This is a genomic window from Pseudomonas sp. TWRC1-2 (genome assembly GCF_049896685.1).
Lineage (GTDB): Bacteria > Pseudomonadota > Gammaproteobacteria > Pseudomonadales > Pseudomonadaceae > Aquipseudomonas.
In genome coordinates this window covers 314,210-336,923 of the sequence record NZ_JAFCUU010000003.1, presented here as the reverse complement: position 1 = coordinate 336,923, position 22,714 = coordinate 314,210, and the positions used below count along the sequence as shown (strand labels likewise).

The window sequence follows — 22,714 nt, the reverse complement described above, 5'->3', positions numbered from 1 at the left end:
CTATCCGTATACACGAGGCCCCCAAAAATATTCAACTCGAAATTCTTTCATAAGTTCCCGAAGTGCACCACATAATCTAGGTTCTTCCTTAAGCTCTTCCTCTGTGAAGCTCAAGCCAACACTAAGTACCATCTGCGCGGAGGTCAGTGTACGAGGATCGTATGGCCAGACCTGAATTTTTGAAATAGACGTGTCGTCGTCTTCATATTGCTCTACCTCCGCGTATACTCCATCCATGTCCTTCCATTCATTCCAAGATATCGCATACGTTTTTTGCCGACTATCACACAGCATTGTGTACTGTTCTACGAATGTGTCGCCAGCTTTTACGAATGCGTCGGGAGGCACCTCTTTCCAAAAAACGTCAAATAGTCTAGGTGAGGATACTATTGATGAAAGAACGAAGAACGGAGTGTCGTCGTCTGCTCGATAATAAGTAGACTTTTTCATTCTGGCTTTTGCAGTGTCAACGGCATTGGGAGTATTTGCCATCATCATTTTCTTAGTAATAGGTAATTTCGTGAGATTATCCATACTTCAGATCCTTTCTTAAACGGTGCGAATTACGGCACTGGCTATCTCCGATATAGAGTTTTAGATGGTAGACCCTCCCAGTTTCCGTCAACTCTCGTCGAGAAGTAATAACCAGCAGCGTTATTAACCTTATAAATAAAATTTCTGTTCACTAATGTTGGGGAGGGGGTTACCTCTTTCATCTCTAGTAGGAGATCTATCATCCAAACTCCTGCTTTGTTGACTGCTGCGGGAGTTACCAGGTATATATCGCGTATCCAAGAAGATGTAGTAGGCTCACTGACTAAAGCTTTGAACTCATTAATATCGTCGATAAGCAACATATTGCTAGATAGCTCTCCTTCATCGGACCGAATGTGCTGAGCAACGTAAAACCACTCGGCATGGAACCGCTGCCTTACAACGGCCAATTCTAATAATCCCTCATCATAATCGAAAGGTGATGGGGTTATATCTTTAGCGTGAGTTTCAAACACAGTAATCTCCTAGTGCCATTCAGATTTTTCTTATCGGCAATCGGGGCATACAGTTTGTATCCACCCGGAGCTAGTTTTTTGATAGCTACCTACGTTCCCGCAATATTCGCAAATTGACCTCGACTGCCTCTCGGCTTCCTTGATTAAGTCATCTACATATTTGTCAACTAAGTTGTAGTAAATCCGCAGTTGGCCAAATTTCTCTTTGACTTGAATAAAAGTCACTTGCTGCACATGCTCAGCATCAACGTAAGCCTGAATGTCATGACATAGGGTATCCAGCAAATTATGCCAACCATCGCCGCACTCGACATTGCAATACGTCGACCGGCTGATTGAACCGGTGTATTCGCCAAAAATCGCTGGATATTTGCTCAGAAGACTTCTCTCTAACTCGTCATTCATCTTCAAATTCCTGAAAACCGTTTTGACCCAGATTTGTGTCCGCCACCCCATGCTCGCACCTGGAATTGCAGAACAGAAACGCCATCAGATGTGACATTGATGTCACATCAATTTAGCCCGGATTCTGGCTTCATGTAAAGCTTTGCGATGAAAAATAATGGCCGACAACTCATTCGGGGCAGCGCTACGCAAGCTTCGGCTAGCTCGCGGTCTTAGCCAGCAGGACTTCATAACCGTAGTATCTAGGGAGCACATAAGCCGGTTGGAGAGAGGTGTGAGCCAACCTAATCTGGAGGTCGTGGAAGCCTTAGCTAACGTTCTGGGTGTGCACCCGCTCTCGCTGCTAGCTCTCAGCTATCAGCAAGCCATCGCTGCTCACCAGCCCCTGAATGCGCTACTGGAAACCATCGAAATTGACCTTGGTGCGTTGGAACAGGGCAGCCCTTGATATCCTCAGTACAAAATCGATTAGGCCGCTGTGTTTGCGTTTTAAGAACCTAAACGCCGCCTAAACGTACCCTCGACGCCCTAAGAACAGTTGCTATCACCCCAGGATCACCTATGAAAATTGCGCAGTACTACGAAGATAATAACTTGTTCATCACGAAGACCAGTTGGGATCAACTGCTTCAAGACAGAGACAGCGTTGCATTCCATGGCGTGGTCACCGCTGCACGAGAGACAATCAATCGGGATGGCGCATTTATTATCTATTCCGATATCACTTCGGACGTTGAACGCAAATGTGACCGACTGTCGGAGTTAGACGACGAGCTTGCCTGATCCGTGATGATTATCCTCTCGCCATCTCCCAAGCCCTCCCTGATCCAACTCAGCTAGCACGATTGGTTGGCTCGGAAGGTGGCACCTGAATTTGAGCGTCTGAGGAGCGTCAGGAACCACATACCACTTCAAGCGAATTTGGGGTATTTGCAAGGTGAGCAGCAAACCTTTGTACCGCTGCCGTTAATGGAAAGTACGCCGCAATCTTTCTGCACTGTCCTATCACGTAGTCGAAGTAGAACAGCAGCAATCTGCAAAAACTGCATATTGCTATCCGGACAGCCATGGGTAGATCAGACCTTTCAAGGCCAAGTCGGTTAGAAATAGTTGCTCGCTATACGTTCACATGCCGTCGGACTTCACGACCAGCAGTCCTCTAGAAGGCGCACACCGCTACGCTACCTGTCGAGCTATTCAGTAGTAGCTTTTTGACATACGATCATGACGAACGGGATGTCGAACTTAAGGAATTGGTATGGCAAGGAAGACGCTAATATTTGGCAATGGTCTCGGAATGGCTCTGGACCAACAGCACTTCTCTTTAGAGCGTGCTCTGGAAGACGTGTGGGATCATCCGCGCCACATACCTGATCATCAAAAAACGTTGGTCGGTCGCTGTGTAGATAACGACGGCGAGGCGCCGCGGGGCGAAGATCAGCTCGACACGCTCCACGTCGTCGTCGCCGCGTGCAACATGCTCAACAAAATTGGCGATGAAGACGTTCATTGGTTGTCCGCTGAAGGTCAGGAATTTCCGACAGCTGTCGCGAAGTATATACACCGGGTCGCGTCCAACCTGCACTTGTACGACGGATCACTACCCGAAACTTTTCTTGATCCGCTTTTCGATTTCATTCGTGAAACTAAATCAAATATCGCTACTTTAAATTACGACCGACTGCTCTATGGAGCGCTAATCGACGCCGGTTTCATGAACGGCGGCTACAGGGGCTACCTAGTCGATGGCATGATAGACGGGGGGTTTGGGGCGGAGACGCTTGAGCGTCGATACGGAAATGATTTCGGCTATTACCTGCACCTGCATGGGTCCCCTCTCTTCTACGACGACAGGCGCGGCGCTGCTCGGAAGATGACGCGAGACATGTTAACCATGAATTCTGCGGAGATCTCAAACCATATCGTCTTGACGCACGTCATCCATAAGCGGTCCGTAATTGGTGCCTCCGAAGTCCTTTCAACCTATTGGGATTACCTCCACGATTGCTGCCATGAGGCAGAGGAAATAATCGTATTCGGATATTCGGGTGGCGATGTTCACCTCAACGACGTACTAGCGGCTTATGCCCGAACGGCAGCAATCCGGGTAGTTGAATGGAGTGGAGCTGGTACTCGATTCCAGCGTGAGAATTTTTGGGAAAAAATCCTGCGGACTGAACATTTCGACTTAGTGCGGGAGGTGAACGTCCTAGACTTCACTGACTGGTGACAGCCCATGCCTTCCGCTTTATTAAAGGTAAGCTTGCCTGACGGTAGAAAGGACATCATGAGACGTGATGTGGGATCACTAACCTGCTCTTGCTCACTGAGTCGGCAGCCACTTAGGCTCTGATGCAAAAAGGCTAACGCTCACTCGACGCAAGCCCTTAGTCGCAAGGACTATATTTAATAAAAGGAGAAGGGCGTGGAGAAGTTTGAACCGTTCATCATTGCAACGAATGAGGCTTCCGCTAAATTGCGGGAAGGACGCTTACCCCTGGTTCCAGAATGGGGTAACCCTTTCTCGCCCTTTAGAATTCAAGATCCTTTCGGTATCAGAAATGCCATTGTGCCGGTGTTTCGAGAGGACACCGCTGGGCGGCTCTATGGCTCTGGAACGGCGTTCAACATTGATGGTTTCGGCTCATTCTTGACGGCGCATCATGTGGTTGATTTTACCGGGAGCGAATTGCAGAGTCGGCCAGTTCTTTTTCTGGGCATGCATGCGCTCGGTTATGGCAAGACTTCTATTCCGCCCGACTGCTTTGTGCCCGTAGAGGGGTTTAACGTCGTGACAATGGATGCCGTCGATCCAATGGCTGCTTTGAGGGGAGAGGCAGAGCGTAAAGTCGCTTTTGACTTAGCTGTCTTGAAGGCTTCGCCACTCGGTAAAGGTGTTCGTCCCCCGCAAACACTCGCCGTGCGAAAGGACGGTTGGCAGCCAAGCATCGGTGATGTGGTGCTCGCCGTTGGTTTTCCTGAGTTAGACCTCTCTGAGCTGGACACACCGCAGAGATTGCTCTTATCCGAAGGCATGTTTGGTGCCTACGGACGGATCGTAGCCGTCCACCCGCACGGCGCTAGCACTTCCAATCCCAGCCCTGTGATTGAGGTAGAAAGCGATTGGCCGCCGGGTATGAGCGGCGGCCCCGTCTTCAATCGTGATGGGGAAGTTATTGGAATTGTTAGTCGATCAATCCGAGCTGAGCCGGGTATTCCGGGAACAGGGTATGCAGTAGATCTTGGCATGAGTCACAGGATCGAGAGTTTCGCACCGACGCTGGACGCGCCGGGTTGGCGTTTGTGTTGGGGCGTATTTTCCGAAGATGAGACTAGGCTGATCAGTGTTCATGCCTCAAGTGAAGATGCCGTGTCTGTGGGTAATTCGCTCGGCCACCCATTCAAAGTGAAAAAGACCATGAATAGAATTGGCACTGATGATTTCATGGCGCCTGCATAGTTTAGATTCACAATGCTCTACGTTTCTGTATTCGCTTTTGGCTACTCACACTGGCTGACGTTGAAGAAAGCGTTCTCATATCACTGACAACATTTGCTAAAAAATCGCAAAACAGCAAAATGCCGGAGTTCGATCGCAAGGTCCTGGAGGTGCTGCGCGAACCGCTTGAATCGGGACACATCGTCATTTCTCGTGCCCGCGACCGAGTGAGTTTCCCGGCACGTTTTCAACTGGTGGCGGCCATGAACCCCTGCCCTTGCGGGTATATGGGCGAGCCCAGTGGACGCTGTCGGTGTACGCCGGAGCAGATTCAGCGCTATCGCAACAAACTTTCCGGCCCCCTGCTGGACCGGATCGACTTGCACCTTACCGTCGCCCGGGAAACCACCGCACTTAACCCGACCCAGCAGCCTGGCGATAACACTGCAAAGGCCTCGGCACAGGTGGCCGACGCCCGCGAGCGCCAACTCAAGCGCCAGGGTTGCGCCAATGCCTTTCTGGATTTGCCAGGGTTACGCAAACACTGCCAATTGGCGAAAGCCGATGAAGGCTGGCTGGAAAGCGCCTGCGAGCGGCTGACGCTGTCGCTGCGCGCGGCACATCGCTTGCTCAAGGTAGCGCGCACGCTGGCAGACCTTGAGCGGGTTGAGAATATTGCTCGGCATCACTTGGCCGAGGCATTGCAATATCGGCCTGCGGCGGTGAGCTAGCCTGAAAACGCAAAATCCATGGCAAGCGGGTTTGGTGTGGCGAGCGGGCTTGCCCCGCGTTGGGCTGCGCAGCAGCCCTAAAAACCGGCGACGCGGTCCAACAGTTGAAACATGGCGGCCGCACTGGGAGCGCTTCGCACTCCAACGCGGGGCAAGCCCGCTCGCCACAAAACTGGACCGCTCTCCACAGGAGCGTGCGGAATGGCGGCCTATGCGGGAAAGTCCAGCAACAGCCTCGCCACTTCCATCACTTCATCCAGCGCCGCCTCTGCCGACTCGGTAGAAGGATTCAGCATCAAGTCATCGGCATACCCCATCGCCATGGCGAAGATCTGCCGGGCTGCGCGTTGGGGCGGATCACAGCGCAAAACGTCGGGCGAGCGCTAAGCCTCAACGAAACCGATCAACCTCATGACGCAGGCCGGCCGCCAGGGTTTCCAGCTCTTTGGCGGTAACGGCCAGGTTCGACACCACTTCACGCTGCTCGCTGTTGGCCAGCGCAATGCTCTGCAAATTGCTGCTGAGCAACGTCGCGGTGCTGCTCTGTTCCTGGGTTGCCGTGGTAATTGCCGCAAATTGCTGACCGGCCGAGCGGCTTTGCTCGTCGATACGCGCCAGCGCCGAAGCCACGTCGGCGTTGCGCGACAGGCCTTCCTGCATCAACGCATTGCCGTGTTCCATGGTGCTGATGGCATTACCGGTTTCCTGCTGAATGCTGTGGATCATCCCGGAGATTTCATCGGTGGCCTGGCGGGTGCGCGAGGCCAGGTTGCGCACCTCGTCAGCAACCACGGCGAAACCACGGCCTTGTTCACCGGCGCGGGCGGCCTCGATGGCCGCGTTGAGCGCCAACAGGTTGGTCTGTTCGGCGATCGAGGTGATCACGCCGACAATCCCGCCGATTTCCTGGGAGCGTTGGCCGAGGGTATTGATCACCGTGGCCGTGCTGTTCAGCGCGGTGGCGATATGTTCCAGGGACGACGACGCCTCTTGCATCGAGGTACGGCCGATGCGCGTCTGCTGGGCGTTTTCCTGGGCCAGTCGTTCGGTGTTGCCCATGTTATCGGCGATGTTCAGCGAGGTGGCGCTGAACTCTTCCACCGCGCCGGCCATGCTGGTGATTTCGCCGGACTGCTGCTCCATGCCCTCATAGGCACCACCCGACAAACCGGACAAGGCCTGGGCTCGGCTGTTGACCTCTTCGGCGGCCTTGCGGATATGCGAGACCATGGTCGACAGGGCTTCACCCATCTGGTTGAAGCTGCGTGCCAATTGGCCTATTTCGTCATTACTGGACACATTGAGGCGCACACTCAAGTCACCCGCGCCGAGGGCTTCGGCTTGACGCACCAGGTCACTCAGGGGCTGCAACTTGCTGCGCAACAGCCAGACCGCCGCGCCCACCGCGAACAACATTGCCAACACGCTGCCAATCACCAGGCGAATACCAACGGCCCAGGTCACCTCGCGAATTTCGGATTTCGGCATGCTCGCCACCACCGACCACGGGCCGCCTTCAAACGGCACCGAGACGCTGTAGAAATCTTCGTTCTTGTCGCTCCAGAAGCGCCCCTCGCCCGGTTTTTTGGCCAGGTCGAGCATCACCGGTACCGCCTGGTCCAGCGCCTGCACGCCGGCCGGGGGCACCAGCCAGTGTTTCTGTTCGTCCAGCAGCGCAAGGGAACCCGTTTTGCCGATACGGAAGCGCTTGAGGTTTTCAAACTGGGCTTTCTGGGCGTCGGTGTAGTCGAAACCGACAAACAGCACCGCAATCACTTTGCCGCCGGCATCGCGCACCGGTGTGTATTGGGTCATGTAGGAGCGGTCGAACAGCACCGCACGGCCGACGTAACTTTGCCCGGCAAGCAGGCGTTGGTAGGCCGGATGCTGGTGGTCCAGCGCCGTACCGATGGCGCGGCTGCCGTCTTGTTTGGTCAGGGACGTGCTGATGCGGACAAAGTCTTCGCCGCTGCGCACAAATACGGTGGCCACGCCGCCGGAGGTATCCTTGAATTCATCGACCTCATCGAAATCGTTGTTCAACAGGTTGTTGCCCAGGAACAGGCTCGGGGTTTGTACACCCGCCACTGCGACCGGCTGCTCGCCGCGCACATTCAACCCCGCACCGAAGCGCTTTTCAAACAGCCCGCTCAAGCGCTGGGTACTTTCGCGCAAAGTGCTGTGGAAGGTATTGAGTTGGTCGGCGAGCAAACGCGCTTCGCTGGCCAGGTGTTCCTCGCGGGTGTCGAGGTTGGCGGAGTCGAGCGACCGCAAGGCGAAAACCGTACTGCCGCTGATGACGACAGCCAGTATCACGGCTAATGCGAGGCCTAACTGGGAGGCAATCCGAGCGCGAGGTTGAGACATGACAGCTCCTGGCCGAGGCCAGGATCATCCTGATCTCATAGCGCTACTCGGCAAATTATCGAGTGGGAAACGTTGGTGCACGGTTGTTCCAACACACCTTATTCGGCGGGCGCGAGGAATACTTGAGCGATTCACAGGGGTATCGCGCAAACGATTGCACAAATGCTTCAGTCGAGGCGCTCGACCTGGGGCAACTCCATGGCCTTGACCTCACCCTGGAGAAATTCTGCCAAGCGCCTTAAACGCTCACCACCGGGGCGGGTTTTCGGCCACACCAGGTAGTAATTTTCGCCACTGGCCACGGCGGTCGGCCACGGCAGGCTCAATCGTCCCTGGGCCACGTCTTCGGCGACCATCAGCAAATCGCCCATCGACACCCCGTAACCCCGTGCTGCGGCAATCATGCCCAGCTCAAGCGTGTCGAACACCTGCCCGCCCTTGAGCGAGACCTGAGATGCCAGCCCCATGCGCTGCAGCCAATTGCGCCAGTCGCGGCGGTCGGGCGTGGGGTGCAGCAGCTCAGCGCACGCCAGGCGCGTTACGTCCCACGGCCCGTCTGCCAGCAGGTTGGGGGCGCCCACGGGGATCAGCAGTTCGGGGAACAGGTAGCTTGCCTCCCAGTCCGCCGGAAAGTGCCCGTAGCTCAGCAATACCGCGCAATCGAACGGCTCTTGGTTGAAGTCCACTTCGTCCACGCTCATCCACGCACTGGTCAGTTGCACCTCATTGCCCGGCTGCAACGCCCGGAAGCGGCTGAGCCGCGCCAGCAACCAGCGCATGGTCAGGGTCGACGGCGCTTTCATGCGCAGGATGTCGTCCTCGGCATTCAGGGTGTGGCAGGCGCGCTCCAGCGCAGCGAAACCCTCGCGCACGCCGGGCAGCAGCAAGCGCGCCGCTTCGGTGAGCTGCAGGTTGCGGCCGCTGCGCTGGAACAGGCGGCAGGCAAAATGCTCTTCGAGTGTGCGGATATGCCGGCTGACGGCACTTTGCGTGATCGACAGCTCCTCTGCCGCGCGGGTAAAGGAGTTGTGCCGTGAAGCGGCCTCAAATGCGCGCAAGGCGTACAACGGAGGGAGACGACGTGGCATAGGGAAACCTCCGACAGAGCAAGCCCAAACCCTACCATGAGTTTTAATCATGCGAACGATCGCTTTTATCCTTTTGTGTAATGCGTTGGGAGCGCCGAGAATCAACCCCTCCCCAACCTTCTGACTTTTTGAGCGTGATGACCATGCAGCATCCGGTGCGTACTGAACTCTGGGCCATTCTGCGGCTGTCGGGGCCGTTGATTGCCTCACAGTTGGCGCACATGTTGATGGTGCTGACCGACACGCTGATGATGGCCCGCCTGAGCCCCGAAGCCCTGGCCGGCGGCGGCCTGGGCGCGGCGAGTTATTCGTTCGTGGCGATTTTCTGCATCGGTGTGATTGCTGCAGTGGGCACGCTTGTGGCCATCCGCCACGGCGCGGGCGACATCGAAGGCGCCACCCGCCTGACCCAGGCCGGGCTGTGGCTTGCCTGGCTGATGGCACTGGTGGCCGGCTTGCTGCTGTGGAACCTCAAGCCCGTCTTGCTGATGTTTGGCCAGACCGAAACCAACGTGCACGCGGCGGGGCAATTTCTGACCATCCTGCCGTTCGCCCTGCCCGGCTACCTGAGCTTCATGGCCTTGCGCGGCTTTACCAGCGCTATCGGCAAAGCCACGCCAGTGATGGTGATCAGCCTGTGCGGCACGGTGCTCAACTACGTCCTCAACCACGCCTTGATAGAAGGCATGTTCGGCCTGCCGAAACTGGGATTGATGGGTATTGGCCTGGTCACCGCGATTGTCGCCAACAGCATGGCCTTGGCGCTGATGTGGTACATCCGCAGCAACCGGGCTTACGCCGCCTACCCGCTGAGTTCAGGCCTGCTGCGCCTCAACACCCTGTATCTGCGCGAGCTGTGGCGCCTGGGCCTGCCGATTGGCGGCACCTATGCGGTGGAGGTCGGCTTGTTTGCCTTCGCGGCGCTGTGCATGGGCACCATGGGCAGTACGCAACTGGCGGCGCATCAGATTGCCCTGCAAATCGTCTCGGTAGCGTTCATGGTGCCGGCGGGGATGTCGTACGCGATCACCATGCGCATCGGCCAGCATTACGGCGCCGGGCAGTTGCTGCAAGCGCGCATGGCCGGGCGGGTCGGCATCGGATTCGGTGCGGCAGTGATGTTGGGATTTGCCGCAGTGCTGTGGCTGTTTTCCGATGCGCTTATCGGGCTGTTCCTCGACCATAACGACCCAGCCTTCCACGACGTCATCGTCCTGGCCGTCAGCCTGCTGGCCGTGGCGGCCTGGTTCGAATTGTTCGACGGTGTGCAGACCATCGCCATGGGCTGCATCCGTGGGTTGAAGGACGCCAAGACGACCTTTCTGGTGGGCTTGGGCTGCTACTGGCTGATCGGCGCGCCGGCGGCGTGGTTGATGGCGTTCACCCTCGGCTGGGGGCCGACCGGTGTGTGGTGGGGCTTGGCGTTGGGCCTGGCCTGCGCGGCCGTCAGTTTGACCTGGGCGTTTGAGGCGAAGATGAAAAGGATGATTCGGCGGGAGCCGGAAATTCGCGCTGAATTCCAAGCCATGCAGCCAGACTAGAGACTGTACTCGGTCAATGTGGGAGCTGGCTTGTCTGCGATAGCATCACCTGGATAGGCCTGACACACCGAGGTGCCTGCATCGCAGGCAAGCCAGCTCCCACACAAGCCAGTTCAGCCCAGCAAAGCCTGCTGGCTTTTGCCGAATGTCAGGTATTCCACCAACTCCGGCAACGGCAATGGCTTGCTGATCAAATACCCCTGCGCCTGATCGCAGCCAAACAAGCGCAACAGCGCCAGTTGCTCGGGCGTTTCAACGCCTTCAGCCACCACTTCCAGGTTGAGGTTGTGCGCCAGGTTGATCATGGCGTGCACCAGCTTGCGGTTCTCTTCGCGCTCTTCCATGCCGCCGACAAAGCTCTTGTCGATCTTCAACAAGGCAATCGGCAGGCTGTTGAGGTGCACGAACGACGAGAATCCGGTGCCGAAGTCATCCAGGGAAAACCGCACGCCCAGGCGGCCGAGGGCGTCCATGGTCTGTTTGACCAAGTCACTGCGGCGCATGACGGCGGTTTCGGTCAATTCGAACTCCAGCCACTGTGCTTCCACGCCGCGCTCGGCAATCAGCCGGCTGAGGGTCGAGAGCAGTTGGCTGTCCTGGAACTGGCGAAACGACAGGTTGACCGCCATGTGCAGCGGCGGCAGGCCGCGTTCGCGCAGGTCTTGCATGTCGCGCAGGGCACGGGAGATCACCCAGTAGCCCAGCGGCACAATCAGGCCGCTCTGTTCGGCCAGCGGCACGAACTCGCTGGGTGGCAACAGGCCGCGTTCGCCATGGCGCCAGCGCACCAAGGCTTCCAGGCCGACAATATGCCCGTCGTCCAGGTCCAGGCGCGGTTGGTAGTGCAGTTCCAGCTCGTCGCGGCGCAATGCGCGGCGCAGTTCACTTTCCAGGTCGGCCAGGCTGCGCGCGTTGCGGTTGATGCGTTCGTTGAAGATATGAAAGGTGCAGCCTTGCGTACTTTTGGCTTGCTGCATGGCGATGTGCGCGTGCCACATCAGCGGGTCGGCGCCAGCGCGCGCGCGGGCATGCGCCACGCCCAGGCTGCAGCCGATCAACAGGCTTTCGCCATCCACCCAATAGGGTTCGGCCATGGCTTCGGTGATGCGTTCGGCCATCCATTCGGCACGCTGGGGCGCGCGGCGCGTATCAATCAGCAGGGCGAACTCATCGCTGCCCAGGCGTGCCAACTGGTCCCCGGCTTCGAGCTGGCTCTTGAGGCGCGAGACCACTTGCAGGATCAACCGGTCACCGGCCTGATGGCCTAAAGCGTCGTTGGCATGGCGAAAGTTATCGAGGTCAAGGTGGCCGAGCGCCAGGCCGCGGCCTTCGTTTTCAACCAGACGCGCCGCCAGCAGGGTCTGGAAACCCTGGCGATTGGCGATCCCGGTGAGCGGGTCCTGTTCGGCCAGGCGCTGCAAGGTGGTCTCCAGCACGCCGCGCTCGCGGACATGGCGCAGGCAGCGGCGCAATGTATCGGCATCCAATACGTCACGGATCAACCAATCGCTGACACCCAGCGGCGAAACCAGAGGTTCCTGCTCCAACAACAATATGCACGGCAAGTTGCAACGGCCGGGGCAGGGTTGCAGGCTGGGCGTGGTCAATAACACGGCCGAGTGGTCGTCATCGAACAGACGACTCACCGAGTCCCAGTTGGGCGCACTGATCAGCACAGCCCCATCGCCCATCGGCGCCAGGCACTCGCGCAACAACGCTGCCCACGCTGGCTCATCGGCCAGTAGCAGCAAACGCAAGGGTTCGACAGGCGTAGACAAGCTAGCTCCCTAGACTCTGCAAAATTTCGTTGGCGGCGGGCATTATGACGCGCGGCCTGATAATCACCAATGATAAGGGTTATCAAATACGCTGACTGTAAGCATTCGTCCCGATCTTCAGGACAGAAGGCCCACACATCCTGCGGCAAAGTATCAAAACCGGCAAATTTAGATCGAGTGGTACGTCACACTGTCGTTCTGTGAGAGCAGAATCCTGCGAGCCTGTTAAAATGCCCGCCCTTTTGAACAACGACTCCCTGAATTCTGTATGTCCCGACTCAATCCCCGGCAGCAAGAAGCCGTGAACTACGTCGGCGGCCCTCTATTGGTGCTCGCCGGCGCGGGCTCCGGCAAGACCAGCGTGATCACCCGCAAGATCGCGCACCTGATCCAGAACTGTGGCATCCGCGCCCAGTACATCGTCGCCATGACCTTTACCAACAAGGCGGCGCGCGAAATGAAAGAGCGTGTCGGCACGCTGCTCAAGGGCGGCGAAGGCCGTGGCCTCACGGTGTGTACCTTCCACAACCTGGGCCTGAACATCATCCGTAAGGAGCATGCGCGGCTGGGCTACAAGCCCGGTTTCTCGATCTTCGACGAAACCGATGTGAAGTCGCTGATGACCGACATCATGCAAAAGGAATACGCAGGCGACGACGGCGTGGATGAGATCAAGAACATGATCGGCGCCTGGAAAAACGACCTGATCCTGCCGCCCCAGGCCCTGGAAAACGCGCGCAACCCCAAGGAACAGACCGCTGCCATCGTCTACACCCACTACCAGCGCACGCTCAAGGCGTTCAACGCGGTGGACTTCGACGACCTGATCCTGCTGCCGGTAAAGCTGTTCGAGGAACACGCCGACATCCTCGAAAAATGGCAGAACAAGGTCCGCTACCTGCTGGTGGACGAATACCAGGACACCAACGCCAGCCAATACCTGCTGGTGAAGATGCTGATCGGCACGCGCAACCAGTTCACCGTGGTGGGCGACGACGACCAGTCGATCTATGCCTGGCGCGGTGCGCGCCCGGAAAACCTGATGCTGCTCAAGGACGACTATCCGTCCCTGAAAGTGGTGATGCTGGAGCAAAACTACCGCTCCACCAGCCGCATCCTGCGTTGCGCCAACGTGCTCATCTCCAACAACCCCCACGAGTTTGAAAAACAACTGTGGAGCGAGATGGGCCACGGCGACGAAATCCGCGTGATCCGCTGCCGCAATGAAGACGCCGAAGCCGAGCGCGTGGCCGTGGAAATCCTCAGCCTGCACTTGCGCACCGACCGGCCCTACAGCGACTTTGCGATCCTGTACCGCGGCAACTACCAGGCCAAGCTGATCGAACTGAAATTGCAGCACCATCAGGTGCCGTATCGCCTGTCGGGCGGCAACAGCTTTTTCGGACGCCAGGAAGTAAAAGACCTGATGGCCTACTTCCGCCTGATCGTGAACCCGGACGACGACAACGCCTTCCTGCGCGTGATCAACGTGCCGCGCCGGGAAATCGGTTCGACTACGTTGGAAAAGCTCGGCAACTACGCCACTGAACGCAAAATCTCGATGTACGCCGCCACCGACGAAATCGGCCTGGGCGAGCACCTGGACACACGCTTCACCGACCGACTGTCGCGCTTCAAGCGCTTCATGGACAAGGTGCGCGAGCAGTGCGCCGGCGAAGACCCGATCAGCGCGCTGCGCAGCATGGTCATGGACATCGACTATGAAAACTGGCTGCGCACCAACAGCTCCAGCGACAAAGCCGCGGATTACCGCATGGGCAACGTCTGGTTCCTGATCGAGGCGCTGAAAAATACCCTGGAAAAAGACGAAGACGGCGAGATGACCGTCGAAGACGCCATCGGCAAGCTGGTGCTGCGCGACATGCTCGAGCGCCAGCAAGAAGAGGAAGACGGCGCCGAAGGCGTGCAGATGATGACCTTGCATGCGTCCAAGGGCCTGGAATTCCCCTACGTGTTCATCATGGGCATGGAAGAGGAAATCCTCCCGCACCGTTCCAGTATCGAAGCCGACACTATCGAAGAAGAACGGCGCCTGGCCTACGTGGGCATTACTCGCGCGCGTCAGACGTTGGCCTTCACCTTCGCCGCCAAGCGTAAGCAATACGGCGAAATCATCGACTGTGCCCCCAGCCGGTTCCTCGACGAACTACCGCCGGACGATCTGGCCTGGGAAGGCAATGACGACACCCCGACCGAGGTGAAAGCCGTTCGCGGCAATACCGCCTTGGCGGACATACGCGCGATGTTAAAGCGCTAGAATCGACTACTTTTTAATCTACTTTCGGCGCACACCGCGCCATTAGAGGAAGCTTTCCGTGGAAGCACTGCACAAGAAAATTCGCGAAGAAGGCATCGTGCTTTCCGATCAGGTACTCAAGGTCGACGCCTTTCTGAACCACCAGATCGACCCGGCGCTGATGAAACTGATCGGCGACGAATTCGCCGAGCGCTTCAAGGACTCGGGCATCACCAAGATCGTCACCATTGAAGCCTCGGGCATTGCGCCGGCGATCATGACCGGCCTTAACCTTGGCGTGCCGGTGATTTTCGCCCGCAAGCAGCAGTCCCTGACCCTGACGGAAAACCTGCTGTCGGCGACCGTGTATTCCTTCACCAAGAAGGTCGAAAGCACCGTGGCGATCTCCCCGCGTCACTTAACCAGCAGCGACCGCGTGCTGGTGATCGATGACTTCCTGGCCAACGGCAAGGCGTCCCAGGCGCTGATCTCGATCATCAAACAAGCCGGCGCGACCGTTGCGGGTTTGGGGATTGTGATCGAGAAGTCGTTCCAGGGTGGCCGTGCCGAGCTGGATGCGCAGGGTTATCGGGTTGAGTCGCTGGCGCGCGTGAAGTCGCTGGCCGGTGGCGTGGTCACGTTCATCGAATAATGGGCAGCACCGCAAACCCCAAGTGAACACAGATCAAAATGTGGGAGGGGGCTTGCCCCCGATAGCAGTGGGTCAGCCAACACATGGGTGACTGATACACCGCAATCGGGGGCAAGCCCCCTCCCACATTTGGTTTCGTGGAAATTTTTAGTGTGCGGTGGCCTGTAGGCCGGCGAGCAACAGGCGCTGGTACAGATCTTCTTTCAGCCCGTCTGGCTTATCCAGCCGCATCCGTTTGAGATGCTCAGGAAACGCCTCCGGCTCCGGTGCATCCAGCGCCGCCTTGCCCAACTCCAGAATCTCCGTCAGCTTGAATTTGCTTTTGAGCCAGTTCAAAGCGCGCAACAAATCCTTCTCCTCATCCGTGAAGTCAGTGCCTAGCGGATACTCCGGAAACAGCCGGTGATGCCGCGCCTGAATACCCTTGAGCCGCTCCGGCGTATTGTCGGCAAAGCGTGGGTCCAGCTGGAAATCCTTGGGTAATTTGCCGGCCTTTTGCGCCTGTTCGATCAAGTCGTTCTGAAAGCGCGAGTCGGTGATATTCAGCAGCGCCTCGATCACCTTGGCATCTGTCTGCCCACGCAAATCGGCAATCCCGTACTCGGTGATGACGATATCGCGCAGGTGCCGGGGAATGGTGCAGTGGCCGTACTCCCAGACAATATTGGAACTGACCTCCCCGGCCGACTCGCGCCAGCTGCGCAGGATCAGGATCGAACGCGCGCCTTCTAATGCATGGCCTTGCGCAACAAAGTTGTACTGCCCGCCGACGCCGCTGAGCACGCGGCCATCTTCCAGCTGATCGGCCACACCTGCGCCGAGCAAGGTCACCATGATCGCGCTGTTGATAAACCGCGCGTCCAGGCGTTGCAGGCGCTTGAGCTCTTCCTGGCCATACAGCTCGTTGATGTAGCTGATGCGCGTCATGTTGAATTCGAGGCGCTTGGCGTGCGTCATTTCCTGCAGGCGCTGGTAAAAACTGCGCGGCCCGAGAAAGAAACCGCCATGGATCGACACGCCGTCAGGTTGCGCCGCGTCGTCCAGCGTGCCGGCATTGGCTTGCGCCTGGGTCGCCACATCCGGGTAAACCTTGCGCCGGATAATGCCGGCGTCGGCCAGTACCAGCAGGCCGTTAACGAACATTTCGCTGCAGCCATACAGGCCACGGGCAAAGGGCGACACACCGCCTTCGCGGCTGATCAGGGGCGCCCACTGATACACATCAAGGTCGGTGAGCAGCAGTCGATAAGCCTCGTTATCCGCCTGGCGCGCCAGCAAGGCGGCGGTCAGCGCATCGCCCATGGAACCGATACCGATCTGCAACGTGCCGCCATCGCGCACCAGCGTGCTGGCATGCACACCGATAAAGTGGTCCTGCAGGCCCACCGGCATATTGGGTGTGGAGAACAGCGTGGTGCTGTCCTTTGCGTCGATCAGGTAATCGAACGCGTCCATGCCCAGTTCGGCATCGCCCGGCATGTAGGGCAGATCGGAGTGCACTTGGCCAACGATCAGGATGGTTTCGCCATCCTCACGGCGCTTTTCGATCATCGGCAGCAGGTCGAGTGTGATGTCGGGGTTGCAGCTCAAGCTCAGGCGATCCGGATGCTCAGTGCTGCTGGCCACCAGTTGCGCCACCAGATTCAGGCCTGCAGCGTTGATGTCGCGCGCCGCATGACTGTAATTGCTGCTGACGTAATCCTGCTGCGCCGATGCGCTGTGGAGCAGGCTGCCGGGCTGCATGAAGAACTGCTGCACGCGGATGTTCGCGGGCAGGCTGTCCTTGTGCAGGTCGGCGAGAAAATCCAGCTCGGGGTAGTCGCCAAATACGCGTTCGATGAAGGGCTCGAGAAAGCGCTTCTGCAAACCGTCGCCCAAGGTCGGACGACCCAGGGCCAGCGCGGTGTAGATCGTCAGCGCCCGCTCCGGCAACTTGGCGATGCGCCGGTACAGCGCGTTGACGAACAGGTTGGGCTTGCCCAGGCCCAGGGGCATGCCCATGTGGATATGCGCGGGCAAGCGCGCCAATACGTCGTCAACTGCTTGCTCGATTGAACACAACTGCACCATCCGACCCTCCTGAACATTCCATGATTAGGGGTTGGACCGAGCTTGCCGGGTCTTTGCTGCAATGAACAGCCTGCAAACTTAAATCACGGGCACAAAAAAGCCGCTGGGCAGCGGCTTTTTGGCGAAGATCGGTTTATTTAAGCCCCGACATCTTCTCGATCGCGCCTTTAAGCTCGTCGTCCGAGCAATCGGCGCAAGTGCCTTTAGGCGGCATGGCGTTGAGGCCGGTGATCGCCTTGGCGAGCAGGCCGTCAAGGCCGCCCTGGTGATCGGCGCGGTCTTTCCAGGCAGCGGTGTCACCGATTTTCGGTGCGCCCAGCAGGCCGGTGCCGTGGCAGGCGTTGCAGTGCTTGGCGATCACGTCATCCGGCGTTTTTGCACCGCCGCCGCCACCGGCTGCCACCGCCACTTCCATCCCTTTGCATTCCTGGCCCTGAACACAGACTTGGCCGACAGGTTCCAGGCGCTTGGCAATTTCATCATTGGTCGCAGCTTGAGCGCTGACAGCCCATAGGGCCAGTACGGTTGCTGGTGCAGCCAGCATTTTCATAATTAGGTTCACGCGTTCACCCTCAATGGTGGCTATTCACGCCTGCGGCCACGGTTTCGCAGGCGGCGAAAGTATAACGGTTAGCCCGTCCGGCCGAAACAACCCTATTAACTAAAGGGAGATTCGGCCGTGCGGAATACAGCTGCGGGAGTGTCTGCAACGCTGGCAGCACGCCTCTTGTGTCAAAAGTTCGCGGGTGTGGCTGCGCTGATTAGTCGCGCCGGCACGTCGAACGGGTTGCGAAAACGATGGGGCTTGGTGCTTTCAAAGTAGTAGCTATCGCCGGCTTCGAGCACAAAAGTTTCAAGACCGACCACCAACTCCAGGCGACCTTCCACCAGAATCCCGGTTTCCTCGCCTTCGTGGGTGAGCATTTCTTCGCCGGTGTCGGCGCCCGGCGGGTAAATTTCGTTGAGAAACGCGATCGCCCGGCTCGGGTGTGCGCGGCCAACCAGTTTCATGGTGACGGCGCCGTCCGATATGTCGATCAGCTCATTGGCTTTATAGACGATCTGGGTCGGTTTTTCCTGGAGGATCTCCTCGGAAAAGAACTCGACCATCGACATGGGGATGCCGCCCAGCACCTTGCGCAAGGAGCTGATCGAGGGGCTGACACTGTTTTTTTCGATCATCGAAATGGTGCTGTTGGTGACACCCGCGCGCTTGGCGAGCTCGCGCTGGGAAAGACCCTTCAGTTTACGGATGGATTGCAGTCGTTCGCCGACGTCCAATGCAGGAGCCTCCTAGGATTCAGGCGTTGTTGTAATTGAGCGTTATCATGGCGACAGCGTTCAGTATTTACAACACTTGGGCCTAAATCCTGGTCAGCTCCACTCGTAGGCCTTGTTCAAGCCCCGGAATAGAGCCTTGGCACGCGGCGCAGGTTGCAGAAGATCTGGTAGGGAATGGTCTCGGCAGCAGTCGCAACGTCGCTGGCGAGAATAGTTTTGCCCCACAGCTCCACGGTGGAACCGAGCCCGGCCTGCGGCACGTCGGTGAGGTCGACACACAGCATGTCCATGGATACACGGCCCAGCAACTGGCTGCGCTGGCCCGCCACCAACACCGGTGTGCCAGTGGGCGCGTGACGTGGATAACCATCGGCATAGCCCATGGCGACCACGCCGATCCGCATCGGTTTGGGTGTGATGAACTTGGCGCCGTAGCCCACCGGCTCGCCGGCCGGCAGTTCGCGCACGCAGATGACTTTGGATTCGAGCGTCATCACCGGCTGCAAGCGCGCGGCAATCGCCTGGTCTTCACCAAACGGCGTGGCGCCGTAGAGCATGATGCCTGGGCGCACCCAGTCGCTGGAGACGTTCGGCCAGCCCATCACTGACGGCGAGTTGCGCAGGCTCACCTCGGCCGACAAGCCTTGGCGCGCCGCTTCAAACACCGCCACTTGTTCATTGCTGCGTACACAATCGAGCTCGTCGGCACGGGCGAAGTGGCTCATCAATACGATTTTCGCCACTTTACCGCTGGCCAGCAGGCGCTGGTAAGCCTCGTGGTAATCCTTGGGATGCAGGCCGACACGATGCATGCCCGAATCCAACTTGAGCCAGATGGTCAGCGGCTTGCTCAACCGGGCCTGCTCAATTGCGTCCAACTGCCACAGCGAATGCACCACGCACCAGAAATCATGCTCGATGATCAGCGGCAGCTCGTCGGCTTCGAAGAACCCTTCCAGCAACAGCACCGGCGCGCGAATCCCCGCGGCACGCAGCTCCAGCGCTTCCTCGATGCACGCCACCGCGAAACCATCCGCCTCAGCTTCCAGCGCCTGGGCCACGCGCACGGCGCCGTGGCCATAGGCATCGGCCTTGACCACGGCGAGGGCCTTGGCCCCCGTGACTTCACGGGCCAGTTGGTAATTGTGGCGCAGGGCTTGGAGGTCGATCAGGGCACGGGCAGGACGCATGGCGGCAGGCTTCTAGGCGGCAGAGTGAAGAAAAAACCGGCACCGACAGACAGCGCCGGCACCGGGAGAGGGATCGTTGGTTAAGGCAGCGCGGCCACGACAGACAGCTCTACCAGGATTTCCGGTTCGCACAGCTTGGCTTCAACCGTGGCACGGGCCGGGGCAACGCCTTTAGGCAGCCACTTGTCCCACACCGCATTCATGCCGGCGAAATCGGCGTCGATGTCTTTCAAGTAGATCGTCACCGACAGCAGCTTGGATTTGTCGGTGCCGGCCAAGTCCAGCAAGCGCTCGATATTGGCCAGGGTTTCACGGGTCTGCTGTTCAATCCCGGCACTCATGTCGTCGCCGACTTGCCCTGCCAGATACACGGTACCGCTGTGAACAACGATCTGGCTCATGCGCTCATTGGTGAGCTGGCGCTGGATTGACATGTTTTGCGGACTCCTGGTGGTTGCCGTAACGGGAAATATCGAGGCCTTCGGCGCTGATCTGCGGAGTTTTCTTCGCCATCAGGTCGGCCAGCAAACGACCAGAGCCACAGGCCATGGTCCAGCCAAGTGTGCCGTGCCCGGTATTGAGGAACAGGTTCTTGAAAGGCGTGGCACCGACAATCGGCGTGCCGTCGGGTGTGGTCGGGCGCAGGCCGGTCCAGAATGTGGCTTCGGTCAAATCGCCGCCCTGAGGATAAAGGTCGTTGACGATCATCTCCAGGGTTTCACGCCGGCGCGGGTTCAGCGACAGGTCAAAACCGGCTATTTCAGCCATGCCGCCAACGCGGATGCGGTTGTCGAAACGGGTGATCGCGACCTTGTAGGTCTCGTCCAGAATGGTCGAGGTCGGTGCCATCGCCGGGTTGGTGATCGGCACGGTCAGCGAGTAACCCTTGAGCGGGTACACCGGTGCCTTGATCCCCAGCGGCTTGAGCAGTTTCGGCGAGTAGCTGCCGAGGGCCAGTACATAACGGTCTGCGGTTTCCAGCTTGCCGTCGATCCACACGCCATTGATGCGGTCGCCTGCGCAGTCGAGGCGCTGGATGTCCTGCTCGAAGCGGAACTCCACGCCCAACTGCTTGCACATGTCGACCAGGCGCGTGGTGAACATCTGGCAGTCGCCCGTCTGGTCATTCGGCAGGCGCAGCGCGCCAGCAAGAATATCCGTGACGCTGGCCAGGGCCGGCTCAACGCGGGCGATACCGGCGCGGTCGAGCAGCTCGAACGGTACGCCAGACTCTTTGAGCACGGCGATGTCTTTGGCCGCGCCGTCCAGCTGGGCTTGGGTGCGGAACAATTGCGTTGTACCGAGGCTGCGACCCTCGTAGGCAATGCCGGTTTCGGCACGCAGTTCATCGAGGCAGTCGCGACTGTACTCGGACAGGCGGACCATGCGCTCCTTGTTCACTGCGTAACGGCTTTGGGTGCAATTGCGCAGCATCTGCGCCATCCACAGGTATTGATCGATATCGGCGGTGGCCTTGATCGCCAGCGGCGCGTGGCGCTGCAGCAGCCACTTGATCGCCTTGAGCGGCACGCCCGGAGCCGCCCAGGGCGAGGCGTAACCAGGCGACACCTGGCCGGCGTTGGCGAAACTGGTTTCCATGGCAGCGGCTGGCTGACGGTCGACCACGACGACTTCAAAGCCGGCCCGCGCCAAATAGTACGCACTGGTCACACCAATGACGCCGCTACCCAAGACCAGAACGCGCATTTTTATATCCTCATCGCGGGCTTGGCCGCTGACGTGTGTTATTCGAGCAATGATGAGCGCAGTATAAAAAGCAATTGCCAGTGCATTTCACTATATAAATGCCTATATTTGGCGACAATTCTCGGCAAAAACCCTTTTCACAGAGGCGTATCCCCTATGCGTACCAACACCCAGACCAAGCGGGAGCTGGACAAGATCGACCGCAATATCCTGCGCATCCTGCAAACCGACGGGCGCATTTCATTCACGGAGCTGGGGGAAAAAGTCGGGCTGTCGACCACGCCGTGCACCGAGCGCGTACGCCGCCTGGAACGCGAAGGGATCATCATGGGCTACAACGCGCGGCTCAATCCGCAGCATTTGAAGGGCAGTTTGCTGGTATTTGTCGAGATCAGCCTCGATTACAAGTCCGGCGACACCTTTGAAGAATTCCGCCGCGCCGTGCTCAAACTGCCCCATGTGCTGGAGTGCCATTTGGTGTCGGGTGACTTCGACTACCTGGTGAAAGCGCGCATTTCCGAGATGGCCTCGTACCGCAAATTGCTCGGCGACATCTTGCTCAAGTTGCCCCATGTGCGCGAATCAAAGAGCTATATCGTGATGGAAGAGGTCAAGGAGAGCTTGAACCTGCCGATTCCGGATTAACTGATTCAACGTGCGCAAAGGTGGGAGCTGGCTTGCCTGCGATAGCGGTGTGATTGATACACCCCTATAGCAGGCAAGCCCGCACCCACAATTTTTAACCAGTAAAAACCTAGACCAAGACTTGCCGGGTGCTGGCCATGTATTCGTGGATCTGCTTCTCAACCCGCGGATGAATCAGCTCCACGGGCCGCCGCCCGTTGGGGCACGGCAAGGTCTTGGTGGTACCAAACAACCGGCAGATCAGCGGGCGTTCGTCGTACACCGTGCAGCCGTTGGGCCCAAGGTGCACGCAGTTCAACTCGTCCATGGCCGCGTCCTGCTCGGCTGCGGTCTTGCGTGGCAGGCGCGACATTTCCTCGGGCGAGGTCGTCACCGGCCCACAGCAATCGTGGCAACCCGGAACACACTCGAACGAAGGAATCTGCCTACGCAGCGCGCTGATTTTCTGACTGTTGCAACTCATCGGAACACATACCGGACGGCGAATAGGCGTGGATTCTGACGCAAAACGCCCTGCGCAGACAGCTTCGTCCGACCGCTGTATCCTGCGTCA

At 58.3% G+C, this 22,714-nt stretch carries 21 protein-coding genes and 2 pseudogenes; 9 read left to right on the top strand and 14 right to left on the bottom strand.

Going from position 1 to position 22,714, the window contains the following annotated elements:
• Genes ACP7B3_RS10375 through ACP7B3_RS10365 form a run of 3 tightly spaced genes read right to left on the bottom strand, consistent with a single transcriptional unit; the run spans position 1 to position 1,415 of the window.
• Positions 1-534 (bottom strand): hypothetical protein, encoded by a 534-nt coding sequence (locus ACP7B3_RS10375; RefSeq protein WP_426178746.1) that lies wholly within the window; start codon positions 532-534, stop codon positions 1-3.
• A 41-nt stretch (positions 535-575) separates the two neighbouring features.
• Entirely contained in the window at positions 576-1,010 is a 435-nt protein-coding gene (locus tag ACP7B3_RS10370; protein ID WP_426178745.1) for a hypothetical protein, read from the bottom strand.
• A 30-nt stretch (positions 1,011-1,040) separates the two neighbouring features.
• A complete protein-coding gene (locus tag ACP7B3_RS10365; RefSeq protein ID WP_426178744.1) occupies positions 1,041-1,415 on the bottom strand; it encodes a hypothetical protein in 375 nt (124 codons plus the stop codon).
• Between the two features lie 157 nt (positions 1,416-1,572).
• On the opposite strand from ACP7B3_RS10365, the gene ACP7B3_RS10360 reads away from it, so the two are divergent.
• The 5 genes and pseudogenes from ACP7B3_RS10360 to ACP7B3_RS10340 form a co-directional block, all read left to right on the top strand.
• On the top strand, positions 1,573-1,863 hold the full coding sequence (locus ACP7B3_RS10360; RefSeq protein WP_426178743.1) for a helix-turn-helix domain-containing protein: 291 nt from the start codon (positions 1,573-1,575) through the stop codon (positions 1,861-1,863).
• Positions 1,864-1,976: 113 nt separating this feature from the next.
• Positions 1,977-2,198: a hypothetical protein gene (locus ACP7B3_RS10355; protein ID WP_426178742.1), complete on the top strand. Its 222-nt coding sequence runs from the start codon at positions 1,977-1,979 to the stop codon at positions 2,196-2,198.
• 475 nt (positions 2,199-2,673) lie between these two features.
• Positions 2,674-3,645: a hypothetical protein gene (locus tag ACP7B3_RS10350; protein ID WP_426178741.1), complete on the top strand. Its 972-nt coding sequence runs from the start codon at positions 2,674-2,676 to the stop codon at positions 3,643-3,645.
• Between the two features lie 195 nt (positions 3,646-3,840).
• The gene (locus tag ACP7B3_RS10345) at positions 3,841-4,875 is read left to right on the top strand and encodes a S1 family peptidase (RefSeq protein ID WP_426178740.1); all 1,035 of its coding nucleotides are present in this window, start codon (positions 3,841-3,843) and stop codon (positions 4,873-4,875) included.
• A gap of 116 nt (positions 4,876-4,991) precedes the next feature.
• A pseudogene (locus ACP7B3_RS10340) lies at positions 4,992-5,585 on the top strand (ATP-binding protein); the annotation flags it as partial.
• Between the two features lie 209 nt (positions 5,586-5,794).
• Here ACP7B3_RS10340 and ACP7B3_RS10335 read toward each other — a convergent pair.
• From ACP7B3_RS10335 to ACP7B3_RS10325, 3 genes and pseudogenes are all read right to left on the bottom strand, one after another.
• Positions 5,795-5,956 (bottom strand): annotated as a pseudogene (locus ACP7B3_RS10335) (TetR/AcrR family transcriptional regulator); the annotation flags it as partial.
• 19 nt (positions 5,957-5,975) lie between these two features.
• A complete protein-coding gene (locus ACP7B3_RS10330) occupies positions 5,976-7,952 on the bottom strand; it encodes a methyl-accepting chemotaxis protein (RefSeq protein ID WP_426178739.1) in 1,977 nt (658 codons plus the stop codon).
• A gap of 167 nt (positions 7,953-8,119) precedes the next feature.
• Entirely contained in the window at positions 8,120-9,040 is a 921-nt protein-coding gene (locus ACP7B3_RS10325) for a LysR substrate-binding domain-containing protein (RefSeq protein ID WP_124418743.1), read from the bottom strand.
• 137 nt (positions 9,041-9,177) lie between these two features.
• Here ACP7B3_RS10325 and ACP7B3_RS10320 point away from each other — a divergent pair, with 137 nt between their 5' ends.
• Positions 9,178-10,581 carry a NorM family multidrug efflux MATE transporter gene (locus ACP7B3_RS10320; RefSeq protein WP_404485924.1) on the top strand — a complete coding sequence of 468 codons (1,404 nt, stop codon included), beginning with the start codon at positions 9,178-9,180 and terminating at the stop codon, positions 10,579-10,581.
• A 113-nt stretch (positions 10,582-10,694) separates the two neighbouring features.
• On the opposite strand, the gene ACP7B3_RS10315 is transcribed toward ACP7B3_RS10320, so the two are convergent.
• Positions 10,695-12,359, bottom strand: a complete 1,665-nt coding sequence (locus tag ACP7B3_RS10315) for a putative bifunctional diguanylate cyclase/phosphodiesterase (protein WP_145158102.1) — start codon at positions 12,357-12,359, stop codon at positions 10,695-10,697.
• A 268-nt stretch (positions 12,360-12,627) separates the two neighbouring features.
• Between ACP7B3_RS10315 and rep the strand changes: the two genes are divergently transcribed.
• Together rep and ACP7B3_RS10305 are read left to right on the top strand one after the other, a co-directional pair.
• Positions 12,628-14,637 carry a DNA helicase Rep gene (rep, locus tag ACP7B3_RS10310; protein ID WP_053258644.1) on the top strand — a complete coding sequence of 670 codons (2,010 nt, stop codon included), beginning with the start codon at positions 12,628-12,630 and terminating at the stop codon, positions 14,635-14,637.
• A 58-nt stretch (positions 14,638-14,695) separates the two neighbouring features.
• Complete coding sequence (locus ACP7B3_RS10305; RefSeq protein WP_094948722.1) at positions 14,696-15,268, top strand: xanthine phosphoribosyltransferase; 573 nt, start codon at positions 14,696-14,698, stop codon at positions 15,266-15,268.
• A gap of 147 nt (positions 15,269-15,415) precedes the next feature.
• On the opposite strand, the gene ACP7B3_RS10300 is transcribed toward ACP7B3_RS10305, so the two are convergent.
• The 6 genes from ACP7B3_RS10300 to dadA all read right to left on the bottom strand — a co-directional run bounded on the left by ACP7B3_RS10300 (position 15,416) and on the right by dadA (position 21,516).
• On the bottom strand, positions 15,416-17,338 hold the full coding sequence (locus tag ACP7B3_RS10300; protein ID WP_369301879.1) for an acetyl-CoA hydrolase/transferase C-terminal domain-containing protein: 1,923 nt from the start codon (positions 17,336-17,338) through the stop codon (positions 15,416-15,418).
• A gap of 133 nt (positions 17,339-17,471) precedes the next feature.
• On the bottom strand, positions 17,472-17,888 hold the full coding sequence (locus tag ACP7B3_RS10295; RefSeq protein WP_065931891.1) for a c-type cytochrome: 417 nt from the start codon (positions 17,886-17,888) through the stop codon (positions 17,472-17,474).
• 182 nt (positions 17,889-18,070) lie between these two features.
• The gene (locus ACP7B3_RS10290; RefSeq protein ID WP_017135864.1) at positions 18,071-18,619 is read right to left on the bottom strand and encodes a cupin domain-containing protein; all 549 of its coding nucleotides are present in this window, start codon (positions 18,617-18,619) and stop codon (positions 18,071-18,073) included.
• Between the two features lie 116 nt (positions 18,620-18,735).
• Positions 18,736-19,809, bottom strand: coding sequence for an alanine racemase (gene alr, locus ACP7B3_RS10285; protein ID WP_145158108.1), 1,074 nt, complete (start codon positions 19,807-19,809; stop codon positions 18,736-18,738).
• An 80-nt stretch (positions 19,810-19,889) separates the two neighbouring features.
• On the bottom strand, positions 19,890-20,243 hold the full coding sequence (locus tag ACP7B3_RS10280; protein ID WP_145158111.1) for a RidA family protein: 354 nt from the start codon (positions 20,241-20,243) through the stop codon (positions 19,890-19,892).
• Entirely contained in the window at positions 20,215-21,516 is a 1,302-nt protein-coding gene (gene dadA / locus ACP7B3_RS10275; RefSeq protein WP_145158114.1) for a D-amino acid dehydrogenase, read from the bottom strand. Before dadA ends, ACP7B3_RS10280 begins: the two co-directional genes overlap by 29 nt.
• A gap of 156 nt (positions 21,517-21,672) precedes the next feature.
• Here dadA and ACP7B3_RS10270 point away from each other — a divergent pair, with 156 nt between their 5' ends.
• Positions 21,673-22,161, top strand: coding sequence for an Lrp/AsnC ligand binding domain-containing protein (locus ACP7B3_RS10270; protein ID WP_003176896.1), 489 nt, complete (start codon positions 21,673-21,675; stop codon positions 22,159-22,161).
• Between the two features lie 109 nt (positions 22,162-22,270).
• Here the strand turns inward: ACP7B3_RS10270 and ACP7B3_RS10265 are convergent, their stop codons facing one another.
• Positions 22,271-22,624, bottom strand: a complete 354-nt coding sequence (locus tag ACP7B3_RS10265; RefSeq protein WP_016975913.1) for a YkgJ family cysteine cluster protein — start codon at positions 22,622-22,624, stop codon at positions 22,271-22,273.
• Between the last annotated feature and the right edge of the window lie 90 nt (positions 22,625-22,714).